This is a genomic window from Oceanobacillus sp. FSL K6-3682 (genome assembly GCF_037976165.1).
Lineage (GTDB): Bacteria > Bacillota > Bacilli > Bacillales > Amphibacillaceae > Oceanobacillus > Oceanobacillus sojae.
Map to the genome: position 1 here is coordinate 3,443,066 of NZ_CP150263.1, position 21,335 is coordinate 3,464,400.

The following is a 21,335-nucleotide window of genomic DNA, read 5'->3' on the forward strand; positions in this document are numbered from 1 at the left end:
AGTATTCGGATAAAGAGATATCTGAATTAACAAGTCTCGGGGTTAAGGAAGTGACTGAACTTCGAAAATCACTCGAAAATTAATTAAAATAACTGTAAAAGAACCTATCTTTGTTAATTATTCCACTTCAGCAGACATAGGTTCTTTCAATTTTGATGACGGGCCTTATTTTAAAATGATAATATAAAAAAGATTACATATCATTTGAGGAATTTCCCTTTATCACACAACATTTATTTAACTATTTTCGTAACCATTTTAATTAACTCCTGCTGATAATTTTCTAAATCAAAACTTTCACTTTGCAGGAGCATGCTCTCACTCGCAGCACCATTGATAAGTATAGCTGTTGCTTTTGGCTGAAAATCAGAAGAGAATATCTTTTTCCGCTGCCCCTCTGCCAAAATATTTTCTAAACGCAGGTAAAGCGGATCCTCTTCTTCTTCGTTTAATTTATAGTAGGGAATATTATCCTCTGTCCGGGCATTAAAAATGATTTCAATCAGTGCAACATTATTTTCAACATGTTCATATTGATAGGTGAGTGTTGCTTTTATATAAGCCAGCAGCTGTTGATAAATATCTGCCTCTCTCTTTACACGGTCCTCAATAAATTCAAGCTGTGCACCGATTAAGTAGCTTAATGTATGCTGAATCAGCTCTTCTTTATCTGCAAAATGATAAGAAATTAATCCCGTGCTAATTTTTGCGTGTTTTGCTATTTTAGCAAGACTCAATTTTACATAGCCAATATCATTCAACACATCAATAGTTGCTTTTAAAATCTGTTCTCTCCTTGCTTCCGAGATAAATGTTTTTTCTTTCGCCATTTTATATCACCCTCTTATCATCCGGACATACTGCCGTTTGTCCTCATCGCGAATAACTGCTCCTTTATCTGCTAAATCGTTCCGCAATATAGCTGCTTCTTTTTCATCGTCTTCCTTCAGCGCCTTTTCTCTTGCTGCAAGCAAACTGTTTACAGAAGCCGGAAAATCAGGATGCTCCGGTACCCAGCGCTGATAATCAGATTGATAAGGATCCTGAGTCTTCCAAGGAAACCGGTGTTCAAGCAAAGCAGCTTCTATTTTCAGCAGCTTTACATCCGTTTGTGCACGATACAGTTCTTCACCTTTTTGACCTAAAACGACAATATCTTTTCTATCCATATAAATTGCCGAAATTTCACTTTTTTGCAATTGTACTTCTTTATCATACCTTTTCATTGTAACTTCTTGATCCGTAATCGTCATTTTTAATGATTCACTAAAGGCATACAGCGCAAAAAGAATTCCCGCAATCAAACCGGCAATTACCCCAATAATAGATACCCAGAAACTATTCCAGGATACAATCCATTCAAAGAACAGACCAAAAGGAACAAAAGGAATCTTAATCAGCCAGCTTGAGATAATTTGAATAAACCAGCCAATAATTGCTCCTAGAAGCGGACCACCAATAATAATGATTGCTTTATCAAGCTTTGATAAACCAAGTACGGTTTCATTTTGCATATTTTAGAATCTCCTCTGCGTATTTATTATAAGTAATTTTTGATTGTTTAATCAAATTTTAACACAATCAATTAATTTATTCCAATAAAGGTGAAACAAACGGTATTTGGGAAGATAATAAAAAGCTGATAAAATTTCAACCGGATAATGGTTATGTTTTATGTTTTAATTCGTTTAAACAGGGAAAATATTTAGTAGAAAAACTTTATTGGAAGGGATGATTACTCATGAGAAATACACAATATCAGCCAGCAAAAAAGAGGGACGTTGCTGATGCTCAAGAGGTCCATTACTCTAAAGAATTTAAGCAGGCAGATATTGCCGGCGGCTTCCGGAGACCTAGGATTAATGAAGCAAAATCTGAGAACCCTAATTTAAAACAATAAATATTTTTCTCTTTAACAGTATAATATAAAACTTTTAAAAAGGAGCTGTCATCAAATGTTTAATGTGCATTTGATGACAGCTCCAGCTTCCTTAACGCCTATTCACTATAGTGATTTTCCTTATAAATGGGAAACCTATCAGATAAAGCACAATACCGATTAAAAATAGCATTACAAAGGTCATAAGCGTTATATTGGAGAATAGATCAACAGCCGCTTGAATCATCCAGCCCTCAAAAACACCATATAGTATAACAACCAGCAGGACTCCTAATAAGCTTCCTGCCCCTGCCAGACCGGTACGATAAAAAATTAATCCAATTAAATATAATAGTGCCATAATAAAAAACATCACAAATGTATCTACTACGATCCTCATCACCCAGTTATCTGTTAAAAGCATCGCTGGATGAACATAAATATAGTTTGTAACCCCGACAATGTTAAATATCCACTCTGTTATCTGTTGAAGGGTGCTTCCTAAAAATGCCATAATAAAAGAGTAAACTGCCATAAAATATAAATGCATAAGATACATATTCTTACGGGTCGCCCCCATCTTTAATCCGAATGGAACGCTGCCTTTTACTAACAGAACCCCAACAACACCTACATTAAAGTAAGTTCCGAACGGGATAGCGAAATACATTTTAAAATCGTCGACAGCTCCAAGTAATAAATAACAGATAATAGCTGATGCGATAATACACCCTATAAAAATAGCAAAAAAGATTTTGGCTGTACGAATTATTTCCGTTGAATAAGCGTAAAACATACCTTTTATTTGATTGTTCATGGATTATGCTCCTTTCTTTTTCTCCGTCAAATGAATCATTAACTCTTGAACTGGTACGCCTTCTACTTCAAGACCTGCATCTAACGCCTCTTTCCTGCTGCCAAAAGCATAAGCCATAGAGCTGCCGGCTAAGTCATTACGCTGAATAATTTCTTTATCTGCTAAAAAGGCATCTACCTGATCCTTTGGTCCAGAAATTGCGATTGTTTTCGCCCGTAGGTCTTCTGCGCTTTCCTGTAAAATAACGGAGCCTTCCCTTAAGATAATGACTTCCTCAAACATTAAGCTGACCTCATCAATTAAATGTGTCGAAAAGATAATCGTCCGCGGATTTTCCTGATAGTCCTCCAATAATATTTCATAGAACTTTTTACGAGATGGAGCATCCATGCCGATATAAGGTTCATCAAATACAGTAATTGGCGCTCTGCTCGCTAATCCTGCTGTAATACCTAATGCAGACTCCATTCCTTTGGATAATGTCTTTACTTTGGCTGATTGCTTTAAATTAAAAATCTCTAATAATTCTTCTGCCATTTCTTGATTCCAATTTGGATAAAAGTAAGAATAGATTTTCAATACTTGTTTTATCTTTAGCTCTGGGCTGAAATTATTTGCTTCTTTAATCAAGCAGATGGATTCAGTTAACCGCTGATTATCAAAGGGATTTTCTCCATCAATTGTAATGCTGCCTGCAGATGCTAAAATCTGTCCGCTTAGAATATCCATAAATGTCGTCTTACCCGCTCCATTTCTCCCTAACAAACCATAAATTTTATTCCCCTCTAAAGTAAGAGAAACCTGATCCAAAGCATTATTTTCTCCATAGTTTTTACTTAACTGATCTACTTTAATTTCCATTTGCTTCATCCTCCCGGTTAAGCATATTGATCAATTCTTGCCTATCCATCTCCAGCTTCTGTGCTTCCTTTTTCATTGGAAGTAAATAATTTTCATAAAAAGTCTGTTTTCTTTTTTCAATGACAATCCCTTTTGCTTCATCTGTCACAAACATGCCAACACCCCGTTTCTTTATCAAAATACCCTCTGAGACAAGCTCATTGATTCCTTTTCCAGCAGTTGCCGGATTAATCTGATAAAATTTAGCAAACTCATTTGTGGAAGGTGCACGTTCTCCACTGTTCAATGAACCGTCAATAATAGAATCTTCAATTTGTTCTTTTATCTGCAGAAAAATCGGTTTGTTTTCATCCAATTCTTTTTTCATTAGCCTCATCCCTTAATTGGTTAATTACTTATGTAACTAACCCTATAACATAAACTTTAAAAAGTCAACTTGCTTTTTGTAATTAATCATCTATTTTTGTAAAGAAACCCTTATGTACAAAGAGTTTCATCTATTGAAATTTTTATTATTAAACAGCACTATTCTAGAGAAATAAGTTAGTTAATAAACGTCAGTTGAGGTTTTATGCACAAAAAATAAGACCAGGTAAAGTACCCCGATCTTATTGTTTCGTTCTATTATCCCTCTACCATTTCTGACTGAACATAATGATAAACTAAATTCTCTGTGTGCTTGAGAGACAATTCATGTGTACGTTCAAATGCATGTGATGCATCAATCCCCGGACCAATAAGTCCATGAATGACATCATGGCCGGCATGAATGGCTGCTGAGGCATCAGATTGGTAATAAGGATAAATATCTAATTTATACTCAATCTCGTTGGCTTTCGCAATTTCAGTGAGATGATTGCGGAGACCGTAATGGTATGGACCTGAAGCATCCTTCACACAAATGGATACCGTGTATTCATCCGTTCTTTGGCCATCCCCAATAGCTCCCATATCAACTGCTAAATATTCTACTGTTTCCGGCGAAATATTAGAATTGCCGCCATAGCCGATTTCTTCATTATTGGAAAAAAGGAAATGCGTTGTATATGGCAGTTCCTTTTGATCTGCCGCAAGCTTTTCAATCACTTTGATCAGGATAGCAGCACTTGCTTTATCATCCAAATGACGGGATTTGATAAAGCCAGATTCCGTTTTTTCCACCCGCGGGTCAAAGGAGATGAAATCACCAATTTCAATGCCCAATTTACGAGTATCTTCCTCACTCTTTACCACTTCATCAATCCGCACTTCCATATTTTCTGTATCTCTTTTCAGCTCACCGGCTTTCCGATATACATGAACAGCAGTTTGATGCATTAAAATGGTACCTGTATATTTTTTCCCGCTTACTGTGTGAATAGTACAGTATTCCCCTTCTACAAAGTTAAGTGGAAAGCCGCCGATAACTTGTATTTTCAAACGGCCATCTGTTTTTATTTCTTTGACGATTGCCCCTAATGTGTCTATATGAGCTGTCAGGAAGCGGTGCTTAGACGTATTTTTCCCTCGTAACGTCGCAATCAGACCGCCTTTACGATTTCTTTTCATCTCTACATTGCTCTTCTCCAACCGCTGTTCAATAAATTGAATCGCATCCTTTGTGTAGCCGGACGGACTTGGTATCGATACCAACTCTTTAATTAATATCATTGTTTCTTCTATATTGGGAAAACTACTCATTATTATCCCCCTTGTAAAATTAAGTTATATTCATTAGTCTACTATAGTTTATAAGAAAAAGCATTGTCATCAATTGTTCATAGTTTATAAAAATGTGATTATTTTACTTTGATTAGACTTGTTACTCGTCTTATTCTTTTGTAAGCTTAGGTTTGAAGAAATTATATTTAATTCAATAAAAAGGAGAAAAACATTATGAAAAAACTTACAGGAGCTTTAGCTCTAGTTACCTTATTATTCGTATTCAGTGCAAGCCCTGCCTTTGCACATACACATCTTGATACATCTGATCCAGAGGAAGGCTCAACAGTAACAGAAGCTTTAGACAGTGTTACCCTTTATTTTGAAACAGTGATTGAAGAAAGTGCTGTATTGGAATTACAAGCAGAGGATGGAACAGAGATTACACTTGATAATATTACTGTGAATGATGATGAATTATCTGCTGATGTTACAGAGCCTTTAGAAAATGGAGCATATACCCTTAGTTGGGATATTATTGGTGTGGATGGTCATCCGATGGAGGATTCCCTTTCGTTTGAAGTGGACATTGAGGAAGCAGCAGCTGATGAAAATACAGAGGAAGATACAGAAGGACAGGAAGATGAAGATGCAACGGAAGAACAGGCTGATGAAAATGAGGCCGCTTCTGAAAGTGATGTTCAAGATACAGCAGCAGAGGATAGTAATTCAAATACCCTGCTGATTACTATTCTGCTTGTTGCAATTATCGCTGTTGTAGCTATTGTATTACTAAAAAGGAAGAAATAATGTATGTTCTATCTAACCATTTTCACAGAAACATTCTTATACCTTTGCCTTGCCTTTTTAGCAGGAAGCTTTCTGGTCAGATTGCTTCCTGCCACTTCTTCTATTAAGATCAAAGTATCCTCTAACCTACAGCTTGCGGCGATTTGGGGAATTGCCTTATTTGCATTTATTCCGCTTATTCAGCTAATCAGCCATATTGCCAAGCGAACTTCATTAGGCTCAGGCTTTGAAACTGTCTTATTATCCTTTCGCATTGGAAATGCCTGGTTATTCTTATTTATTATTTGCGTTCTTTTCAGCGTTTATATTGCTTTTGTCAAAGATACAAACAGTAAACAAGCGGCATGGACAGGAATTATTTTCACAGCTCTGACGGCAATTGGAATTGGCTGGGCAAGTCATGCAGGGTCATTCGAAGGAGTTTCGGGAGCAGTAACGCATTCAATCCATATGTTTGCGGTAAGTGCCTGGGTTGGAACCTTGATCATGGTAAGCTGGTTTGCGCCAAAATCTATCGACTGGCTGCGTTTTATAAAAGGATATCATCCATTTGCATTGATCTGTTTCGCTATTGTCGTTCTCAGTGGTATTCTATTAGCACAATTCACTGTTGACTTGAGACAATATGGCGACGCTCTTCTAGTTTCTTATGGACAAAGCTTATTTTTAAAACAATTATTTATCATCCCGCTATTGCTATATGCCATATTTAACGGCGTATGGATGAAACGGCGTTTACAAGCTGATACAGCCTTCCAGGCACAGCCCTGGATACGAGTGGAATTCTTTATTATTCTATTTATCTTATTACTGACAGGTATTATGAACGAGCAATCACCGCCGCTTCATATTGAAAATCTTATTGCGCACAGCGGATATGCTCCGATATTGAATATGTTTTATGATGGATCTATGGATGGCGCAGGAATAAATTTAGTATTAGACGGATCTGTTTTCTTCTTTATCAGCTTAGCAGCTGTGTGTCTTGCAGCCAACATTTATATTTTTAAAACGAAGAGACATCCTGCACTTTCTTATCTTACATCGCTTCTCTTTGTCATAATGGGATACTTTGCTTTTATACAAAGTATTGTAATCAGCTGATAAAAAGTATGCGTAATAAACAAAAAGCATGTATCCTTTATTTTCAGGATACATGCTTTTATTTATCTTTCTAATATCGTTACTTTAACATCTTTTCTTCCCCAGCTGTGCGCTTGAGATGTATCTGGAAAGAAAACATCAATTTTATTACCTTTAATTGCTCCGCCTGTATCTCGTGCTACAGCTACTCCGTAACCTTCCACTTCTACAATACTGCCGAGTGGAATAACACTTGGATCAACAGCGATTACTTTTGCACCAGGATTTTGTTTTAAATCAAATCCAGTTGAAGTAATTCCACTGCATCCAGAGCAGTTCGCCGTATATGCGGTTGATGACACTGTAAATGATTTTCCAGAGCTCTGCTCATCTTTAACTGCTACTGATTCTTCTTTTTCAACTTTATCTTCATTATTTGAGCTCTTCTCTTCTTTTGGTTCAGAAGGCTCTTCTTTCGGTTCTTCCTTTTCAACAGGAGCTTCTTCATTTTCTTTTTCTGAATCATTTGTAATTGTTTTTGCTGCTACACTTGTTTCTTTTTCCTGATGAACTTTTACTTCTTCTTCCGCTGCTTTTTCTTCAGCTTCTGCAAGCTTAGCTGCTTCTTCTTCCTTTACTTTTTCCTCTTCAGCAGTAATATCTGCTTGTATATCAGCTTCTAAAGATGCCAATTGTGAATCAGTAATTTCCAGCTCAGCAACAAGTGATTCTAAATCAGCCTGCTTCGTTTCTAATTCATCTTTTTGTGCATTACTATCTGCCAATGCCAGTTCAACACTCTCTTTTGCAGTTGCCTGTTCATCTTTTAAATCATTCAAATCAGCCATCTTGTCTACTTCTTCTGAACGCTTATCCTCTAAGGAAGCTATATCTTCCTCCTGCTGTTCAATTAATGAAGCATCAGAATCTGCAATTTTGTTGACTGCATTTGCCCGTGAAATAAAATCTTCAAAGCTCTGCGCACCGAAGAGCACCTCTAAGTAATTAATGTCTCCGCCGGAATGCTGAACAGATTTCATACGGTCTTTTAATATTTCAAAACGTTCCTCGATCTTGTCTTCAAGCTCTGACATTTCATCTTCTAATACAAAAATATCTTCTAATAAAGCATCAATCTGTTGATCTGTTTCATCAATCGCCTGCTGCTTTTCTTCTAATTCTGCTTCTGTACTTGCAATTTCACTCTTTAACTGCTCCAATTCTTCTAACACTGAAGCAATTTGTTGCTCAGAATCAGACAACTCCGTCTTGACTTCCGAACGCTGATCACGAACTCCCTCGAGATCATCAGCAGTTTCTGCTTGAACTGGTACAATACTGGAACTCATGAAACCAACTACCATTACTATCGCTAGCAAAAATGATTTCTTCAATTCTTTTCCCCCTGTTCCTGCATCACTACTACATAGGTCTCTCTCTCTTAAAAAAGCATTAAAACCCTTTTTTATTATGCAGTTTTGTGAATCATAGGATAAATTTAACACAATATAAATTCCTAGTGCAGTGTAACATCTGGAGATTGCAGAAAGGTTATCGAAATATTACAGTTTTGTATCACATCAAGAGAAAAAAGCTGCCCAAGCCTGTCATACGAATGCTTTCAAGCGTAATATTACAATCCAGTTACATTACGTGATATAAATAAATTTCCCATACAGAATCTTTTTCTTCAAAAGTTTCCTCCAATGACAATCCGATATCTTCTGCATTTTCAATCGGAACAGCGGATAATATATATTCTCCTCCTAATTTCTTTAAAGCGTCTGTATCAATAGCTAAATCCTGAATAGATTCATTTCTGTTCTTCGTAAACATATAATCCTTGCCCTGCTCTGCTGAATACATGTATAGTCTTCCGCCCCAGGTATCAAAATAGTTTTCTAAGGTCGGGCTTTTGTCCAGTTCGCCGGCAATCACCTTCCGAAAGGCATGCTTATATTCGAGTGGAAAGCTATTATTATACGTATCCAGGGTGTAAAATCCATTATACTGAGCTATTGTCGGGTGTAAGCCGATGCTGACAACACGATAATCACTTGGATCCTCTCCAATATAGTCCTTAATGGATGTAAACAAGTCCTCTGAGTAAAATTCCTTAAAAGTCGGGGTATTTGCTTCCCTATATTTAAACTCTTCTGTCAGACCGAACAGCATTACACATTGCATTATAATAAGTGCAACCACAATCAGCTTCCCAATTTTTTTAAACCTCCAGAGGATACCTAAAGCGAGTGCAAAGGCAATATACCAAATTGGCGGATCCATGAAATGAATCCGTGCAAAATTAAATGTATTTAAAACAGAAATACTTTCTTTCAGCGGCTGCCAGCCCTCCCAGTACCAGAATGCATACCAGAATGACAATACCAAATTCGCTAAAAACAGTGCAAAAAGCCACTTTGGATGCCGATTTTTAAATAAAGCGATCAAGACGGCCAATAAAATAACGGGGACAATAATATAGGCCTGAACTGCTTCATCATGCGTATGACCGTATAAAAAGTTCTCCCATGCCAATTCATAACTCCGTTCAAACGTATTACCGCTCAACTCCAGTTCTTCTCGATGTGAGGTAAAGCTATCATCAAAAAACATAGATGTAATTAGCAAATAATCCTTCATCAGAAAAATACCCGCCATCATTGCCAGTGCGGTAAAAAAAGTCCAATTCCATTCTTTATAACGGATTCGGTCAATCAGCCATAATGCACCGATTACCGCCAGAAAGAAAACAAAGCTGAGGACAAAATTCGCAAAAAACGGTATTAGCAGAAGCAATACCCAAGTATGCTTCGGAGCATTTGTCCGATATTTCCGAATCATTAAAAAGACATATAAAGCAAGCGGCATGCCAGCTATAGAAAGAACTCCTGACGGCCAGTAGGGAAGCATAGCAAAAGCAAGCGAAATGCCAACCGTTATCCAGGGTGTTGTCTCTTTTTTTACAACGAAGCGTGTTAATAATAAGTACATGCCAAAAAACGCTGCAAAGCGCATAATAGTCTGGCTGATAGTATAAGCTGTGATTGGTTCGAACAGGACATACAGCCAAAGTGCTGCATCAAATGCAGAAGGCAAAGCACTGCGTGGAAGTCCGTCAATTGCATAAGGAAGCTGCACATCTGTTAAAGTGAAAATAGAGCCGCTCTCAGCAAGCACTTTATACCAGACAATATTAGAGTCCATATTATCATGGACTCTAATATGTACATCTTCACCATAAATCACATAAGGAGATAAGTAAGCAAGTAAAATAAGACAGCCCAGCCATATCCACTTATTGTGCATAAAATTGCTGAATGCTTTGAATGACATACTCTACATCCCCTTTACTTATTCCATAGTAAAGTGGCAGCCGTAATAAACGTTCACTTTCTATCGTTGTATATTGGTCCTCTCCAGAGAAGATGCCGCATTCTTTCCCTGCGACAGAAGAATGAAGCGGAACATAATGTGTTGCGGTTAATATATCACGTTTCTTTAAATAATGGATCAGTTGTCGGCGAACATTTGAATCCCTTGTTTTAATAAAGAAAAGATGTGCATTATGCTTCCTGCCTCCCGGGATAGAAGGAAGTTCTATTTCTCCTGTTTCAGCGAGAGGTGTCAATCTTTCTTGATACATTTCCCACGTCCTCAGACGATTTTCATTTATTTCTTCTGCATGCTCCAGCTGTACAGAAAGATAAGCAGCATTGAGCTCACTGAGCAGATAGGAGGAGCCAATATCTCTCCATGTGTATTTATCCACTTCTCCACGGATAAATTGAGAGCGGTCCGTCCCCTTCTCTTGAATAACCTCTGCGCGCTCCATTAAGGAAGGATCATTAATATATAACGCTCCTCCTTCACCACAAACATAATTTTTAGTTTCATGGAAGCTGATGGTTCCCAAGTGTCCAATGGTTCCTAAAGCTTTCCCTTTATAAAAGCTCATTAAGCCTTGCGCTGCATCCTCGACAACCCACAGCTTATACTTTTCGGCAAGCTCCATGACGCTGTCCATATCACAGGAAACACCAGCATAATGCACAACTGCAATTACTTTTGTCTTATCTGTGATTGCTGCTGCAATTTGCTCCGGGTCGACATTCATTGTCCCTGGTTCGACATCAACAAAGACAATTTTCGCCCCTCTAAGAGCAAACGCATTTGCTGTCGAAACAAAGGTATAAGAAGGCATAATAACTTCATCTCCTTCTCCAATCTCTGTCAGTAATGCTGTCATTTCCAATGCTGCTGTACAAGATGGGGTAAGCATAGCTTTTTTGACACCCATATTTTCTTCGAGCCAGCGTATACATTTTTCCCCATAGGTACCGTTTCCTGATAATTTCTGTTTTAATATTGCATCACTAATTGCTGCATCTTCTTTTCCTATATAGCATGGTTTATTGAATGGTATCATGGTATCACCTCATTATCAGAATACCTATTACGACAAAAGCAAAGCCAATAATTTTCTGTGTACTGACCGGTTCTCCAAATAAAAGAACAGATAAAATAAACACAAGAACAAAAGAAAGGCTCATAAACGGATAAGCGTAACTGATATCAAATTTCGTCATAGCTGCCATCCAGCTTAATGCCGCTAAAAATGCTGCAATAAAACCGGATAGTATCCAGGGGTTCCAGACAAGCTGAAATAAAAACAAAAACTTATCAAATAAGCCGTCCGGCAGTTCTCCCTGTCTATCCATTGTCCATTTTATAATCAATTGTCCATAGACAGTAAATAGAATAGTTCCGGCAATATAAAAATAACCCAAGTTCCTCTCCCCCTAACACTTCATTTCATTACCCTTTTTAATAGAAGGAACCATTCACTTTATGATAAATATCCTTACCCGCCCGTAACCGAAAACCTAATCCGATAAAGACATTTAATGATGCCGGATTACTGGGAGAGATCGATGTAATCAGCTGCTCCTTACCTGTCCGTTCAAACTGCTCCTTAACGCATGCTGCTGCAAAAGGACTGGCAAATCCTTGCCCACGGATATCTTTATGCATTGCCAAAAGCAGAATATTCTCTTCCTGATAAGCAAAGAAGCCTTCCACACGCCCCTCCTGCTTATAAGCAAGAATCAGCTTTTGCTCAATTAAGTCCTTTACCCAATTTCGATAACGTAGATCAGCCATCTCATTTGGTACTTGAAAATCACGGTGGTATCTGCCGCCTTGAAATGCTTCTTCGGCAATAGCTAATATATCATCTGCATTATAATTTTCATGAAAGGATACATCACCAGCCCGCTCTTTTAAAAATTTATCGCGGTAGCAGTAGGGCTCCATTAACGTATCTGCATAGTAAAAACCATATTTATGAAGTAATGCCTTATCTGCGAGCGGGTCTACCTTAACGGTAAAATGCCCCTCAACATCTGCCGATTCCCTTAATGCATCTTCATTATATTCGGTCAATTGATAGGTTGCGAGCGGGAAATTACGGCTGTCCCAGGGCGTGGGTTCTAAATATTTACTCATTCTCCTCTTCCTCTCTACCAGACTTCTTCTTTCAATATGTTATTTTTGTTGAACTTTTTGAACTGCACCTTTTATATCTTTAATTAAATAGATTGGCCGGTTTTTCGCTTCATTGAAAATTTTTCCAAGATAGAGGCCGATAATTCCAAGCTGGAAAAATATTAAGCCGCCAATAAAAAAGATAGATACCATCACACTGGTCCAGCCTTGAACAAGCTCATCTAAAAAGAAATAGCGAAAAAACAGATATAACGCATAGATAAAAGAAGCAAAAGCCATCAGAAATCCCACACCAATTGAGAGCCTCAAAGGTTTATTTGATTGAGAAACAATCGCATCCGTTGCCAGAGCAAATAATTTTTTCAATTGGTAGGATGACTTTCCTTCTTTTCGGGCATCATGCTGCACTTCTATTTTTGTCTGCTGATATCCCATCCATTGAATAAAAAAAGGGAAATAACGGTTCTGCTCACGCAGCTTTCGAAAGCTCTCTACTACTTTTTTATGGGAAATGCTGAAGTTCGCTATCGAAGCGTCTGTCTTTTTCCCTGTAAAATAATCATAGACTTTATAAAAGGACTTGGACGTGAATTTTTTCAAATTTTTATCCTGCCTTTGCACACGCTGTGCAAACACAACATCATAACCATCCATTGCCCTTTCATACAGAGACACAATTTCCTCCGGGCGGTCCTGCAGATCACAATCCATCACAACCACCCAATCTCCGGATGTAAAATCAAGACCTGCGGTTATTGCATGATGCTGTCCAAAATTACGGGACAGGTTAATTCCCTTTATTTTTTTATCTTTTTGGTGAAGTTTAAGAATTGTTTCCCAGGCATGATCCGGGCTCGCATCGTTTACCATAATAATTTCATAATCTGCTGGAATGGACTGGATTGTTTGAATAATTCGGTTTGCAAGCTCGATCAGGCAGCGTTCACAGCCATAGACTGGAATCACTACAGAAATTAAATCGGTACGTTCGTTTTCCATTTTTGTAAATACCATCCCACAGTTTTTCTCAGTCCATCCTCTAAACCTACTTCGGGCTGCCAGCCTAGTTCTCTTTGTATCTTGCTTGCATCAATAGCATATCTTTTATCATGACCTTTACGATCCTCAACAAAGGTAATCAAGTCAGAAAAATGCTCCAAACGGTAAGTTTGAAGTAAATCCGATCTTTGTTCATCTAGTAAATGACAAATTAAATTTGTAATTTTCATATTTTCCTGTTCATTATTCCCGCCAACATTATATATCTCCATGGTTTTGCCCTGATGATAAACCATGTCAATGGCTCTGCAGTGATCCTCTACAAATAACCAGTCACGTATATTCTTCCCGTCACCGTAAATCGGTATCGGTTCATTTGCCAAAGCATGCCGGATAATCGTCGGAAGCAGCTTTTCTTCATGCTGTCTCGGACCATAATTATTCGAACAGGAGGAGATAATAACATTCATACCATACGTGTGACCAAAGCTTTTCACTAAAAAGTTCGCACCAGCTTTTGATGCACTATACGGATTTCTTGGATCGTAAGGAGTCTCTTCTGTAAACTTGCCAGATTCTCCTAATGATCCATAGACTTCATCGGTCGATATTTGATGAAACCGGCGCTCCTGAAGCACTCCCTTTGTCTCCCAGTCGGCTCTGGCCGCCTGTAAAAGATTCAAAGTCCCCACCACATTCGTATTAATAAATGGACTGGCGTCATCAATGGAGCGGTCTACATGAGACTCAGCAGCAAAATGAATCACACCCTCAATATCGTATTCTTTGAAAATTGCTGCCACTGTATTTATATCCGCAATATCTCCTTGAATAAAATGATAGTTCTCTTTATTTTCTACTTCTGTTAAGTTATTTAATGAACCGGCATAGGTCAGCTTATCAATATTAATTAACTGCTGGTCAGGATATTTCCTCTGATAATATTGGATGAAATTAGAGCCGATAAATCCGGCTCCGCCTGTAATTAAGATAGCCTTACTCATTTCCTACCAGCCCTAACATTGGATGATGATCAATAGCATCCCAGTATTGCTGGTTATGCTTTCGATTTGCAATTTCCATTAAATATTGTCCATAGTCTGTTTTCTCCATAGATTTTCCTTTTTCATAAAGCATATCCCGGGAGATATAATTCAGATAGAAAGCAATTTCCTCCAGGCAGGCAATCTTGAAACCTTGACGCTGCTGTGTTGTTTTAATAAATTCAGCTGCATCAAATAAGGATTCCTGCGTTCCTGCATCCATCCAGGCAAATCCTCTTCCTAACAGCTCTACATGAAGCTGGTTCCATTTTAAATATTCTTTATTTAAATCTGTAATTTCTAATTCACCGCGCTCAGAGGGTTTGAGCTTTTTCGCAATTTGAACAGCTCTGGAATCATAGATATACAGACCTGTCACCGCAAAATCTGATTTAGGGTCCTCCGGCTTTTCCTCAATGGAAATCGCATTTTGATGATGGTCAAATTCAACCACTCCAAAGCGCTCTGGATCCTTCACACGATAACCAAACACGGTTGCATGCTTATGTTTTTTGATTGCATTCCGCAGTAATGTTGTAAAGCCCTGACCAAAGAAAATATTATCTGCAAGAATTAAAGTGACATCATCTTTTCCAATAAAATCTTCTGCAATAAGAAAAGATTCCGGGATTCCTTTTGGCTCAGACTGTTCTTTATAGACAATTTGAATACCTAAGGAAGATCCGTCTCCTAATAACCTTTCAAAGCGTTCCGTATCTTCCGGTGTACTAATTATCATCACTTCTTTAATACCGCCAAGCATTAAGACAGATAATGGATAATAAATCATCGGCTTATCAAATACTGGCAGCAGGTGCTTATTAATACTATCCGTACTTGGAGATAGACGTGTTCCGCTTCCTCCGGCGAGAATAATCCCTTTCATGGTACACACCCTCCGTTAAAATAGATTTTTATTATAAAAAACTTCTCTGTGAATATAACTCTTAGATTAAGTATTCCTTCTTATGACCATTTATAAACTTACATTCTTATTTCAAATTTATTTCGGGATGGTAATAATAACGGTGTTCATTGCCTAAGAATTGCCACAATTAGGATAAAGGTGTTAAAAGACAGAGACGTTCAGGGGTAATCTTGTATCTAAGGACCCAGCTTTTAAAGTTTAAAGCGATATTCTCTTTAAGTCCGGGAAATTATAATCTATAAAAAATATAAGCACGCATATGCTGATTCTTCTTTGGTAAAATAACAATCATAATTAAATAGATAGATGGAGATTGATTTCAAATGAATCAAGAACAGTTAGAGGAAAAATATATAAAAATGCCTCCGCAGAGCTTAGAGACAAAGGTTATATCAGTCCAATTAATGTTTTGGTGCAAATGGACCGGCTAACAGTTAAGCAGGTGGAAGGCTGGCGTTTCAAAAGAATTAATTATTTAGAAGGAGCAATTAATCTTAATCTGGCAAAATTAAAACACTTTCTACAGGGCTTCAAAAAATATGCTAAAGAACATCATTTAAAGCCTTCTGTAACTGTCTATAAATCCTGGGGAAAAGGTGCAAAAAAAACATTGCGATTTTCGAAGACAGGAAATCCCAGTTTGGAAAAATCTTGTTTGACGCATTATGTAAAACAATCCGATAAAGAATAAAATTAAAAACCCTCTTCACCATTTTGAATTGAATGATGAAGAGGGATAAAATAATTAATTTGCCCAGCTTCCTTCGCTTGCTGCCGTTTCTTGTTTTATCATTTTCGTCTGCTTTGCTTTTTTCCCATGCAGAAAATAGTATAAAACGGTAATGCCGACCACTAACAGACCCATGGCTAAATATAGATTACGGTAGCCTAAGAATGGAATCAGCATGCCTAAAAGAAATGGAGCAAAGCCTGCTCCTAAATCTGCAAGCATATAAAAGGTTGATGTTGCCAAACCATTCTTTTCTTTTGGAGCAGCTTTTACAGCAATTGCTTGAGAACTTGGTATGATTGTTCCATACCCCAGACCAATAAAAACAGCGGATAATAATAGTAAAAACCCGTTTGTTGCTGTTGCTAATAAGCCTAATCCAATAACAAAGCTTAAAAAGGATGGGTACATTACTTTATTTTCTCCAAAACGGTCAAATATTTTTCCAGTAAACGGACGTGAAACCAATGTGCTTACGGCATAAGCCATAAAGAAGAAGCTTGCAACAGAAACAAGGTTAATTTCCTGTGCATATGCAGTTAAGAAGGAAAGTACACTTGCATATGCAACCCCTACGAATACTGCAACAAAAGCAATTGGCAATGCTTCTTTCTGCACATATTTATCCAGCCCTTTTGCCGGAGCAGGCAATTTTTGATCCTCCAATTTTGGCAGAGGAGCCATGTTAATTTTTTTTATTGTCAGGCCAATTAAGAATGCTGCTGTAATAATTGCCAGACAGAATGTAAAGTTCATTTCAAATCCAAGGCGCTGGTTAATTAAAATACCAACAAATGGTCCGATTGCAGATGCTACGGTTGTACTTAATGCATAGTACCCAATTCCTTCTCCCTTACGAGATTCAGGAACAATTTTGGAAGCAATAGCCCCCGTAGAGGTAGATGAAATACCAAAAGCGATTCCGTGTAAAAAACGGACAATCATTAGAATTACCAAGCTATGAATTGTGAAATAAAGAGAAATAGTGGCAATAGAAGCAACCAGACCAATCATTAAAATATATTTGGGCTGCCATTGGTCAATATATTTACCGGAATACAGACGTCCAACTAACATACCTATAATGAATATTCCAGCTGCTAAGCCTCCCATTCCTTCACTTGCCTTGTACTCTTCCATTGTGAATACAGTCACAGTTACAATAAGAGAATAGTGAATAATATACATAAGAAAATTCACTAGTGTAATCAACATAAAATCCTTTGTCCAAAGCTTTTCCGACATGAAAAACACCACTTTCTTAAAAAACAGTATATATTTATTATATCCATCAGAAATATTGTTGTATAATTAAAATTAGTGATGTTTACATTAATAAAACTTATGTAAAGGAGTGATTAGATTGAATTTTGAACAATTACAGTATATCAAAGCTGTATTAGAATATGAGTCGATCACACATGCCTCTGAAGCGCTGCATATCAGTCAATCGGCTTTAAGTCAATCGATTGCAAGTTTTGAAAAAGAAATAGAGCATAAACTTTTTATCCGTTCCAGAAGCGGTACGATACCAACAGAAAATGGAAAAAAACTTATCCCGATTATCTTAGAAATCCTAGAATCCGAATCAAAGCTAAGGCAAACTGCCAACTCCTTATCAGCGACGCTGCGAGGAACGTTAAAGATTGCAACAACTCCATCCTTATTTATGACAGTTGTTCCACGTGCCCTCTCAAGCTTCAGAAAGGACTATCCGCAAATCGAAGTAAGTATTATCGAGGCAGAGAATGATGAGATTTTTCATCTCGTACAAAAAAAGGAGATAGATATCGGTCTGTTTTCTTTAATGGATTATCATAAAATTGATTCCAGCATGGAGGTCTATTCTTTATTCCTCTCCAGCAGCTTTAAAGTAATTGTTCCGATTGATTCCAAACTGGCTTTCCGAGAGTCATTAACCTTGGAAGACATTCAGGATTCACCTTTTATTTTATTCGACCGGGAATTTTATAATGTAAATATTGAAAAGTTTGAAGCAAGCCAAGGGCCGTTAAATATTTTATTTACGACAAAGAATCCCAGTGTTCTTTTCCGCTCTGTATCAGCCGGGCTCGGGATCAGCATTGCTTCTGACTTAATGCTGCAGGATGATCCTTATATACAGACGAAAACAATTACCGCTGTTCCGATAGGGTATCCATTTAATGATGAAATTCAATTTGCAGGATTAGCTAATAAAAATAATGAAAAAAAACAGCTTACTGAGACATTTATTTCTTATATAAGAAATAATAAATAATCAGCTTAATCCATTAAGCTGACTAAAAGGATATAGCATATTAACTCTTCAAAATATACTATATCCTTTTTATTTAACTGATGTATTTATAGATGAAATACCTTTATTGTGCTCTAATCATGCTGTCTGATACACTTTTTAATATCCATAATTGCCTGCAAATGCATCCCTTCATGGAAAATAGTACGAATTAATACCTGCTCAACTGTATACATCCCCATATCAATCGGTGCAAATTCTTCGGTCAGCCGATCTTTATATTGTTTCTTAATAACATCAGGCTGCTCTCTTAATAAACTCACCAGCTGTTCAAACGCTGGTGTTTCTGAGGTGAAATCCTCTGGAGAAGTTCCAAAACCGAACCACTTATTAAAATACCTTGTTGCTTCAGAGGTCTCTTTCGTTAATGCCTCGATCCACAGAAATTGATCCAGGTAAATATGCCCCAGATTCCAGCGGATATTATTATTAAAATTCCCAGGTATTACCTCTGCCTGCTCACTTGATATTCCTTCCACAGCTGTCAAAACATCGGCCCGATATGCAGAAAGCTGATTAAACAATACTTCCTGTTCATTAGTCAATGTTGTCTCCTCCCTTCTACAGGTATTCCAACCTGTTTGTCCCCTCTTTAATCATTTCTACATAATTGATATAACTCCTGCCTGAACAGTACACGTATATGTAATAATCTATTGTGCCCTGCAACAAAAAAAGATATGATACTCATTTTCCAATGAGCAACATACCTTTGCTTAAATACTTATGCTTCTTTCTTAAATTTCTGGTCAACAGCAGACTCAGACTGCACATGCGAATTTTTCTGTGTGATTCCATACCAATAAGCAGCTCCAATAAAAACAGCTCCGCCGACAATATTACCTAAGGATACAGGAATTAAATTTGCAGCAAGTCCGGCCAGGGAAATTGTTTCCGGATGCGGAATCATTAAGGCCGTTGTCAATACAGTCATATTTGCCACACTATGCTCAAATCCAGATGTGATAAAAGCGAATAGACACCAGAAAATCATAATAAGCTTTGCTGTTTCATCCTTCAGCTTCACAGAACACCATACTGCAAGACAGACAAGAATATTACACAGGATACCACGGACAAACAGCTCCATAAACGCGCCATTCATCTTTGCTCCTGCTGAGGAAATAATGAAATCAGCCGTTCCTCCCGTTGCAAGTCCAGAATAAAAGAATAATCCGGCCACAATAATCGCTCCGGCAAAATTACCAAAATAACTGAACACCCAAATACGCAGCACATCTAAAATCTTTGTTTTTTTTGTTAAAAAACCAATCGTCATAATCATATTGTTTCCCGTAAATAAATCAGATCCAGCCATAATGACCAGGCTCAATGCTATTCCAAAGGATACTCCCATTACAATAGATGTTCCAGCAAAACCTGTCGGAGCAAGCATACCGCCGATAGTAAAAATCAAAATGATACCGAGTCCCACGAAAAAGCCTGCCAGCATGGTCATAATGAGATACTTACTTTTACTATGATTCAATTGTTTCACCTTGGAAACAGCGGTGTTACTGAAAGTGGTTATTGTCTCCATCATTTTTTATTCCTCCTCTTTGCATACATGTCTACAGTATAACCCAGGGTGTTGTTATAGCGGACTTCCAGTTCAGCTTTCAATTCTTTGGCGAGCTCCGGACTTGCACCGGATGTGGAAATTGCCAGGATGAACTTATCCCGTCTGACCACTGCCGGAGTAATAAAATCAGACCGTTCACTCTTACTCGTATCATTAACCCACTGATTCGCTGCAGCACACTGGCAAACATACTCATTCACTGCTTTGTTATCTGTCGCTGCAAAAATAAGATGTGCTCCCTTTAAATCTTTTGCTTCAAATTCTTTCTGCTTCCACACCACATCATGCAGTTTAAATAACTCCTTCCGTATACCCGGGCTGACAACTACTATTTTAACACCAGTCTCTGCCAGCCCCTTTGCTTTACGCAGAGCTATTTTTCCTCCTCCGATAATTACTGCCTTCTTTCCGCTCAGATTCATCATTACCGGATACAGCTTCTCCATCACAGGCTTCCTCCATCCGTTTGATTAATGTTTTTTTCATCAGCTCATCAAATTCTAAATTTCGGCAGATATCAAAGGTATCTTTTGAGTTGAAGACAGTCTGTTTTATTTTTTCAAGCAGCAGACCTGTAAATAATAGATAAGGCATTACATAGACTTTTTTATATCTATAGGGAAGGAAGGCCATTGCCTCCTCCATACTAGGTTTGCCAAGCTTTAGAAAAGCTGCATACACAGGAATACCCAATTTCTGCTCAACTTTTCTTCCAATCTGCTGCAATCCTTGAACAGGCCCAAGATGACTGCTTCCTCTGCCAACAAGTAAAATTGCTGTATCCTGCTCGTTCTTTTCAGCATTAATACGTTTCACTACAAGGTCAACCATATATGGATGCGTGCCAAATGGTTCTGTCATTTTAAATGATATAAAAGGATATTTCTTTTGAACAGCACGTAGTTCTTCCGGAATATCCAATTTATGATGGAGTGCTGAAAAAAGAAGGATAGGAACAACTAAAAAGCGTTTTGCTCCTCCAGCTATTAATTTTTCAAGTGTCTCAGAAATTGGTGGATCTGTTAATTCTAAAAAAGCAATTTCCTGGTTCCGATAATCTACTTCCTGCATCACTGATTCTATAAACTTCTTAAATTGAGCATTCCCTGCTTCACGCCGGCTTCCATGACCAATATAAACCACTGCATCAAACAT

At 37.7% G+C, this 21,335-nt stretch carries 24 protein-coding genes; 5 read left to right on the forward strand and 19 right to left on the reverse strand.

Annotation, left to right across the window (positions count from 1 at the left end; all coding sequences use genetic code 11):
- Nucleotides 1-233: 233 nt before the first annotated feature.
- Together MHH51_RS17055 and MHH51_RS17060 are read right to left on the reverse strand one after the other, a co-directional pair.
- Nucleotides 234-830, reverse strand: coding sequence for a TetR/AcrR family transcriptional regulator (locus MHH51_RS17055; RefSeq protein ID WP_147210319.1), 597 nt, complete (start codon nt 828-830; stop codon nt 234-236).
- A 6-nt stretch (nt 831-836) separates the two neighbouring features.
- Nucleotides 837-1,514, reverse strand: coding sequence for a 50S ribosomal protein L29 (locus MHH51_RS17060; protein WP_156984844.1), 678 nt, complete (start codon nt 1,512-1,514; stop codon nt 837-839).
- Nucleotides 1,515-1,741: 227 nt separating this feature from the next.
- On the opposite strand from MHH51_RS17060, the gene MHH51_RS17065 reads away from it, so the two are divergent.
- A complete protein-coding gene (locus tag MHH51_RS17065) occupies nt 1,742-1,900 on the forward strand; it encodes a YfhE family protein (RefSeq protein ID WP_339282587.1) in 159 nt (52 codons plus the stop codon).
- Nucleotides 1,901-1,991: 91 nt separating this feature from the next.
- Here the strand turns inward: MHH51_RS17065 and MHH51_RS17070 are convergent, their stop codons facing one another.
- The 4 genes from MHH51_RS17070 to MHH51_RS17085 form a co-directional block, all read right to left on the reverse strand.
- Nucleotides 1,992-2,696, reverse strand: a complete 705-nt coding sequence (locus MHH51_RS17070; RefSeq protein WP_339282589.1) for a hypothetical protein — start codon at nt 2,694-2,696, stop codon at nt 1,992-1,994.
- Between the two features lie 3 nt (nt 2,697-2,699).
- Nucleotides 2,700-3,557, reverse strand: a complete 858-nt coding sequence (locus tag MHH51_RS17075) for an ABC transporter ATP-binding protein (RefSeq protein ID WP_339282591.1) — start codon at nt 3,555-3,557, stop codon at nt 2,700-2,702.
- Nucleotides 3,547-3,924 (reverse strand): GntR family transcriptional regulator, encoded by a 378-nt coding sequence (locus MHH51_RS17080; protein WP_147210314.1) that lies wholly within the window; start codon nt 3,922-3,924, stop codon nt 3,547-3,549. The genes MHH51_RS17075 and MHH51_RS17080 overlap by 11 nt, the downstream gene beginning before the upstream one ends.
- A 257-nt stretch (nt 3,925-4,181) precedes the next feature.
- On the reverse strand, nt 4,182-5,237 hold the full coding sequence (locus MHH51_RS17085; protein ID WP_147210313.1) for a M42 family metallopeptidase: 1,056 nt from the start codon (nt 5,235-5,237) through the stop codon (nt 4,182-4,184).
- A 195-nt stretch (nt 5,238-5,432) separates the two neighbouring features.
- Between MHH51_RS17085 and MHH51_RS17090 the strand changes: the two genes are divergently transcribed.
- Together MHH51_RS17090 and MHH51_RS17095 are read left to right on the forward strand one after the other, a co-directional pair.
- Complete coding sequence (locus tag MHH51_RS17090) at nt 5,433-6,008, forward strand: copper resistance protein CopC (RefSeq protein ID WP_147210312.1); 576 nt, start codon at nt 5,433-5,435, stop codon at nt 6,006-6,008.
- 3 nt (nt 6,009-6,011) lie between these two features.
- Entirely contained in the window at nt 6,012-7,112 is a 1,101-nt protein-coding gene (locus MHH51_RS17095; RefSeq protein WP_147210311.1) for a CopD family protein, read from the forward strand.
- A 62-nt stretch (nt 7,113-7,174) separates the two neighbouring features.
- Here MHH51_RS17095 and MHH51_RS17100 read toward each other — a convergent pair whose 3' ends face one another.
- The 8 genes from MHH51_RS17100 to rfbA all read right to left on the reverse strand — a co-directional run bounded on the left by MHH51_RS17100 (nt 7,175) and on the right by rfbA (nt 15,527).
- Nucleotides 7,175-8,485, reverse strand: coding sequence for a 3D domain-containing protein (locus tag MHH51_RS17100; RefSeq protein ID WP_339282593.1), 1,311 nt, complete (start codon nt 8,483-8,485; stop codon nt 7,175-7,177).
- Between the two features lie 250 nt (nt 8,486-8,735).
- The gene (locus MHH51_RS17105) at nt 8,736-10,427 is read right to left on the reverse strand and encodes a DUF6044 family protein (RefSeq protein ID WP_339282594.1); all 1,692 of its coding nucleotides are present in this window, start codon (nt 10,425-10,427) and stop codon (nt 8,736-8,738) included.
- A complete protein-coding gene (rffA, locus tag MHH51_RS17110; RefSeq protein WP_156984850.1) occupies nt 10,390-11,520 on the reverse strand; it encodes a dTDP-4-amino-4,6-dideoxygalactose transaminase in 1,131 nt (376 codons plus the stop codon). The genes MHH51_RS17105 and rffA overlap by 38 nt, the downstream gene beginning before the upstream one ends.
- Before the next feature lie 4 nt (nt 11,521-11,524).
- Entirely contained in the window at nt 11,525-11,881 is a 357-nt protein-coding gene (locus tag MHH51_RS17115; protein ID WP_147210307.1) for an EamA family transporter, read from the reverse strand.
- A 37-nt stretch (nt 11,882-11,918) separates the two neighbouring features.
- Nucleotides 11,919-12,599, reverse strand: coding sequence for a GNAT family N-acetyltransferase (locus tag MHH51_RS17120; RefSeq protein WP_147210306.1), 681 nt, complete (start codon nt 12,597-12,599; stop codon nt 11,919-11,921).
- A 39-nt stretch (nt 12,600-12,638) separates the two neighbouring features.
- Nucleotides 12,639-13,598: a glycosyltransferase family 2 protein gene (locus MHH51_RS17125; RefSeq protein WP_147210305.1), complete on the reverse strand. Its 960-nt coding sequence runs from the start codon at nt 13,596-13,598 to the stop codon at nt 12,639-12,641.
- The gene (gene rfbB / locus MHH51_RS17130; protein WP_147210304.1) at nt 13,574-14,602 is read right to left on the reverse strand and encodes a dTDP-glucose 4,6-dehydratase; all 1,029 of its coding nucleotides are present in this window, start codon (nt 14,600-14,602) and stop codon (nt 13,574-13,576) included. The genes MHH51_RS17125 and rfbB overlap by 25 nt, the downstream gene beginning before the upstream one ends.
- Nucleotides 14,595-15,527 carry a glucose-1-phosphate thymidylyltransferase RfbA gene (rfbA, locus tag MHH51_RS17135; protein WP_147210303.1) on the reverse strand — a complete coding sequence of 311 codons (933 nt, stop codon included), beginning with the start codon at nt 15,525-15,527 and terminating at the stop codon, nt 14,595-14,597. The genes rfbB and rfbA overlap by 8 nt, the downstream gene beginning before the upstream one ends.
- Before the next feature lie 355 nt (nt 15,528-15,882).
- On the opposite strand from rfbA, the gene MHH51_RS17140 reads away from it, so the two are divergent.
- A complete protein-coding gene (locus tag MHH51_RS17140; RefSeq protein WP_339282601.1) occupies nt 15,883-16,260 on the forward strand; it encodes a hypothetical protein in 378 nt (125 codons plus the stop codon).
- 54 nt (nt 16,261-16,314) lie between these two features.
- On the opposite strand, the gene MHH51_RS17145 is transcribed toward MHH51_RS17140, so the two are convergent.
- Complete coding sequence (locus MHH51_RS17145) at nt 16,315-17,544, reverse strand: MFS transporter (RefSeq protein WP_339282602.1); 1,230 nt, start codon at nt 17,542-17,544, stop codon at nt 16,315-16,317.
- 118 nt (nt 17,545-17,662) lie between these two features.
- On the opposite strand from MHH51_RS17145, the gene MHH51_RS17150 reads away from it, so the two are divergent.
- Nucleotides 17,663-18,559, forward strand: a complete 897-nt coding sequence (locus tag MHH51_RS17150) for a LysR family transcriptional regulator (RefSeq protein WP_156984854.1) — start codon at nt 17,663-17,665, stop codon at nt 18,557-18,559.
- 113 nt (nt 18,560-18,672) lie between these two features.
- Here MHH51_RS17150 and MHH51_RS17155 read toward each other — a convergent pair whose 3' ends face one another.
- The 4 genes from MHH51_RS17155 to MHH51_RS17170 all read right to left on the reverse strand — a co-directional run bounded on the left by MHH51_RS17155 (nt 18,673) and on the right by MHH51_RS17170 (nt 21,335).
- Nucleotides 18,673-19,143, reverse strand: coding sequence for a DinB family protein (locus tag MHH51_RS17155; RefSeq protein ID WP_147210300.1), 471 nt, complete (start codon nt 19,141-19,143; stop codon nt 18,673-18,675).
- A 179-nt stretch (nt 19,144-19,322) separates the two neighbouring features.
- A complete protein-coding gene (locus MHH51_RS17160; protein ID WP_339282604.1) occupies nt 19,323-20,141 on the reverse strand; it encodes a formate/nitrite transporter family protein in 819 nt (272 codons plus the stop codon).
- Nucleotides 20,138-20,626, reverse strand: coding sequence for an NAD(P)-dependent oxidoreductase (locus MHH51_RS17165; protein WP_339282605.1), 489 nt, complete (start codon nt 20,624-20,626; stop codon nt 20,138-20,140). Before MHH51_RS17165 ends, MHH51_RS17160 begins: the two co-directional genes overlap by 4 nt.
- The gene (locus MHH51_RS17170; protein WP_339282606.1) at nt 20,544-21,335 is read right to left on the reverse strand and encodes a sirohydrochlorin chelatase; all 792 of its coding nucleotides are present in this window, start codon (nt 21,333-21,335) and stop codon (nt 20,544-20,546) included. Before MHH51_RS17170 ends, MHH51_RS17165 begins: the two co-directional genes overlap by 83 nt.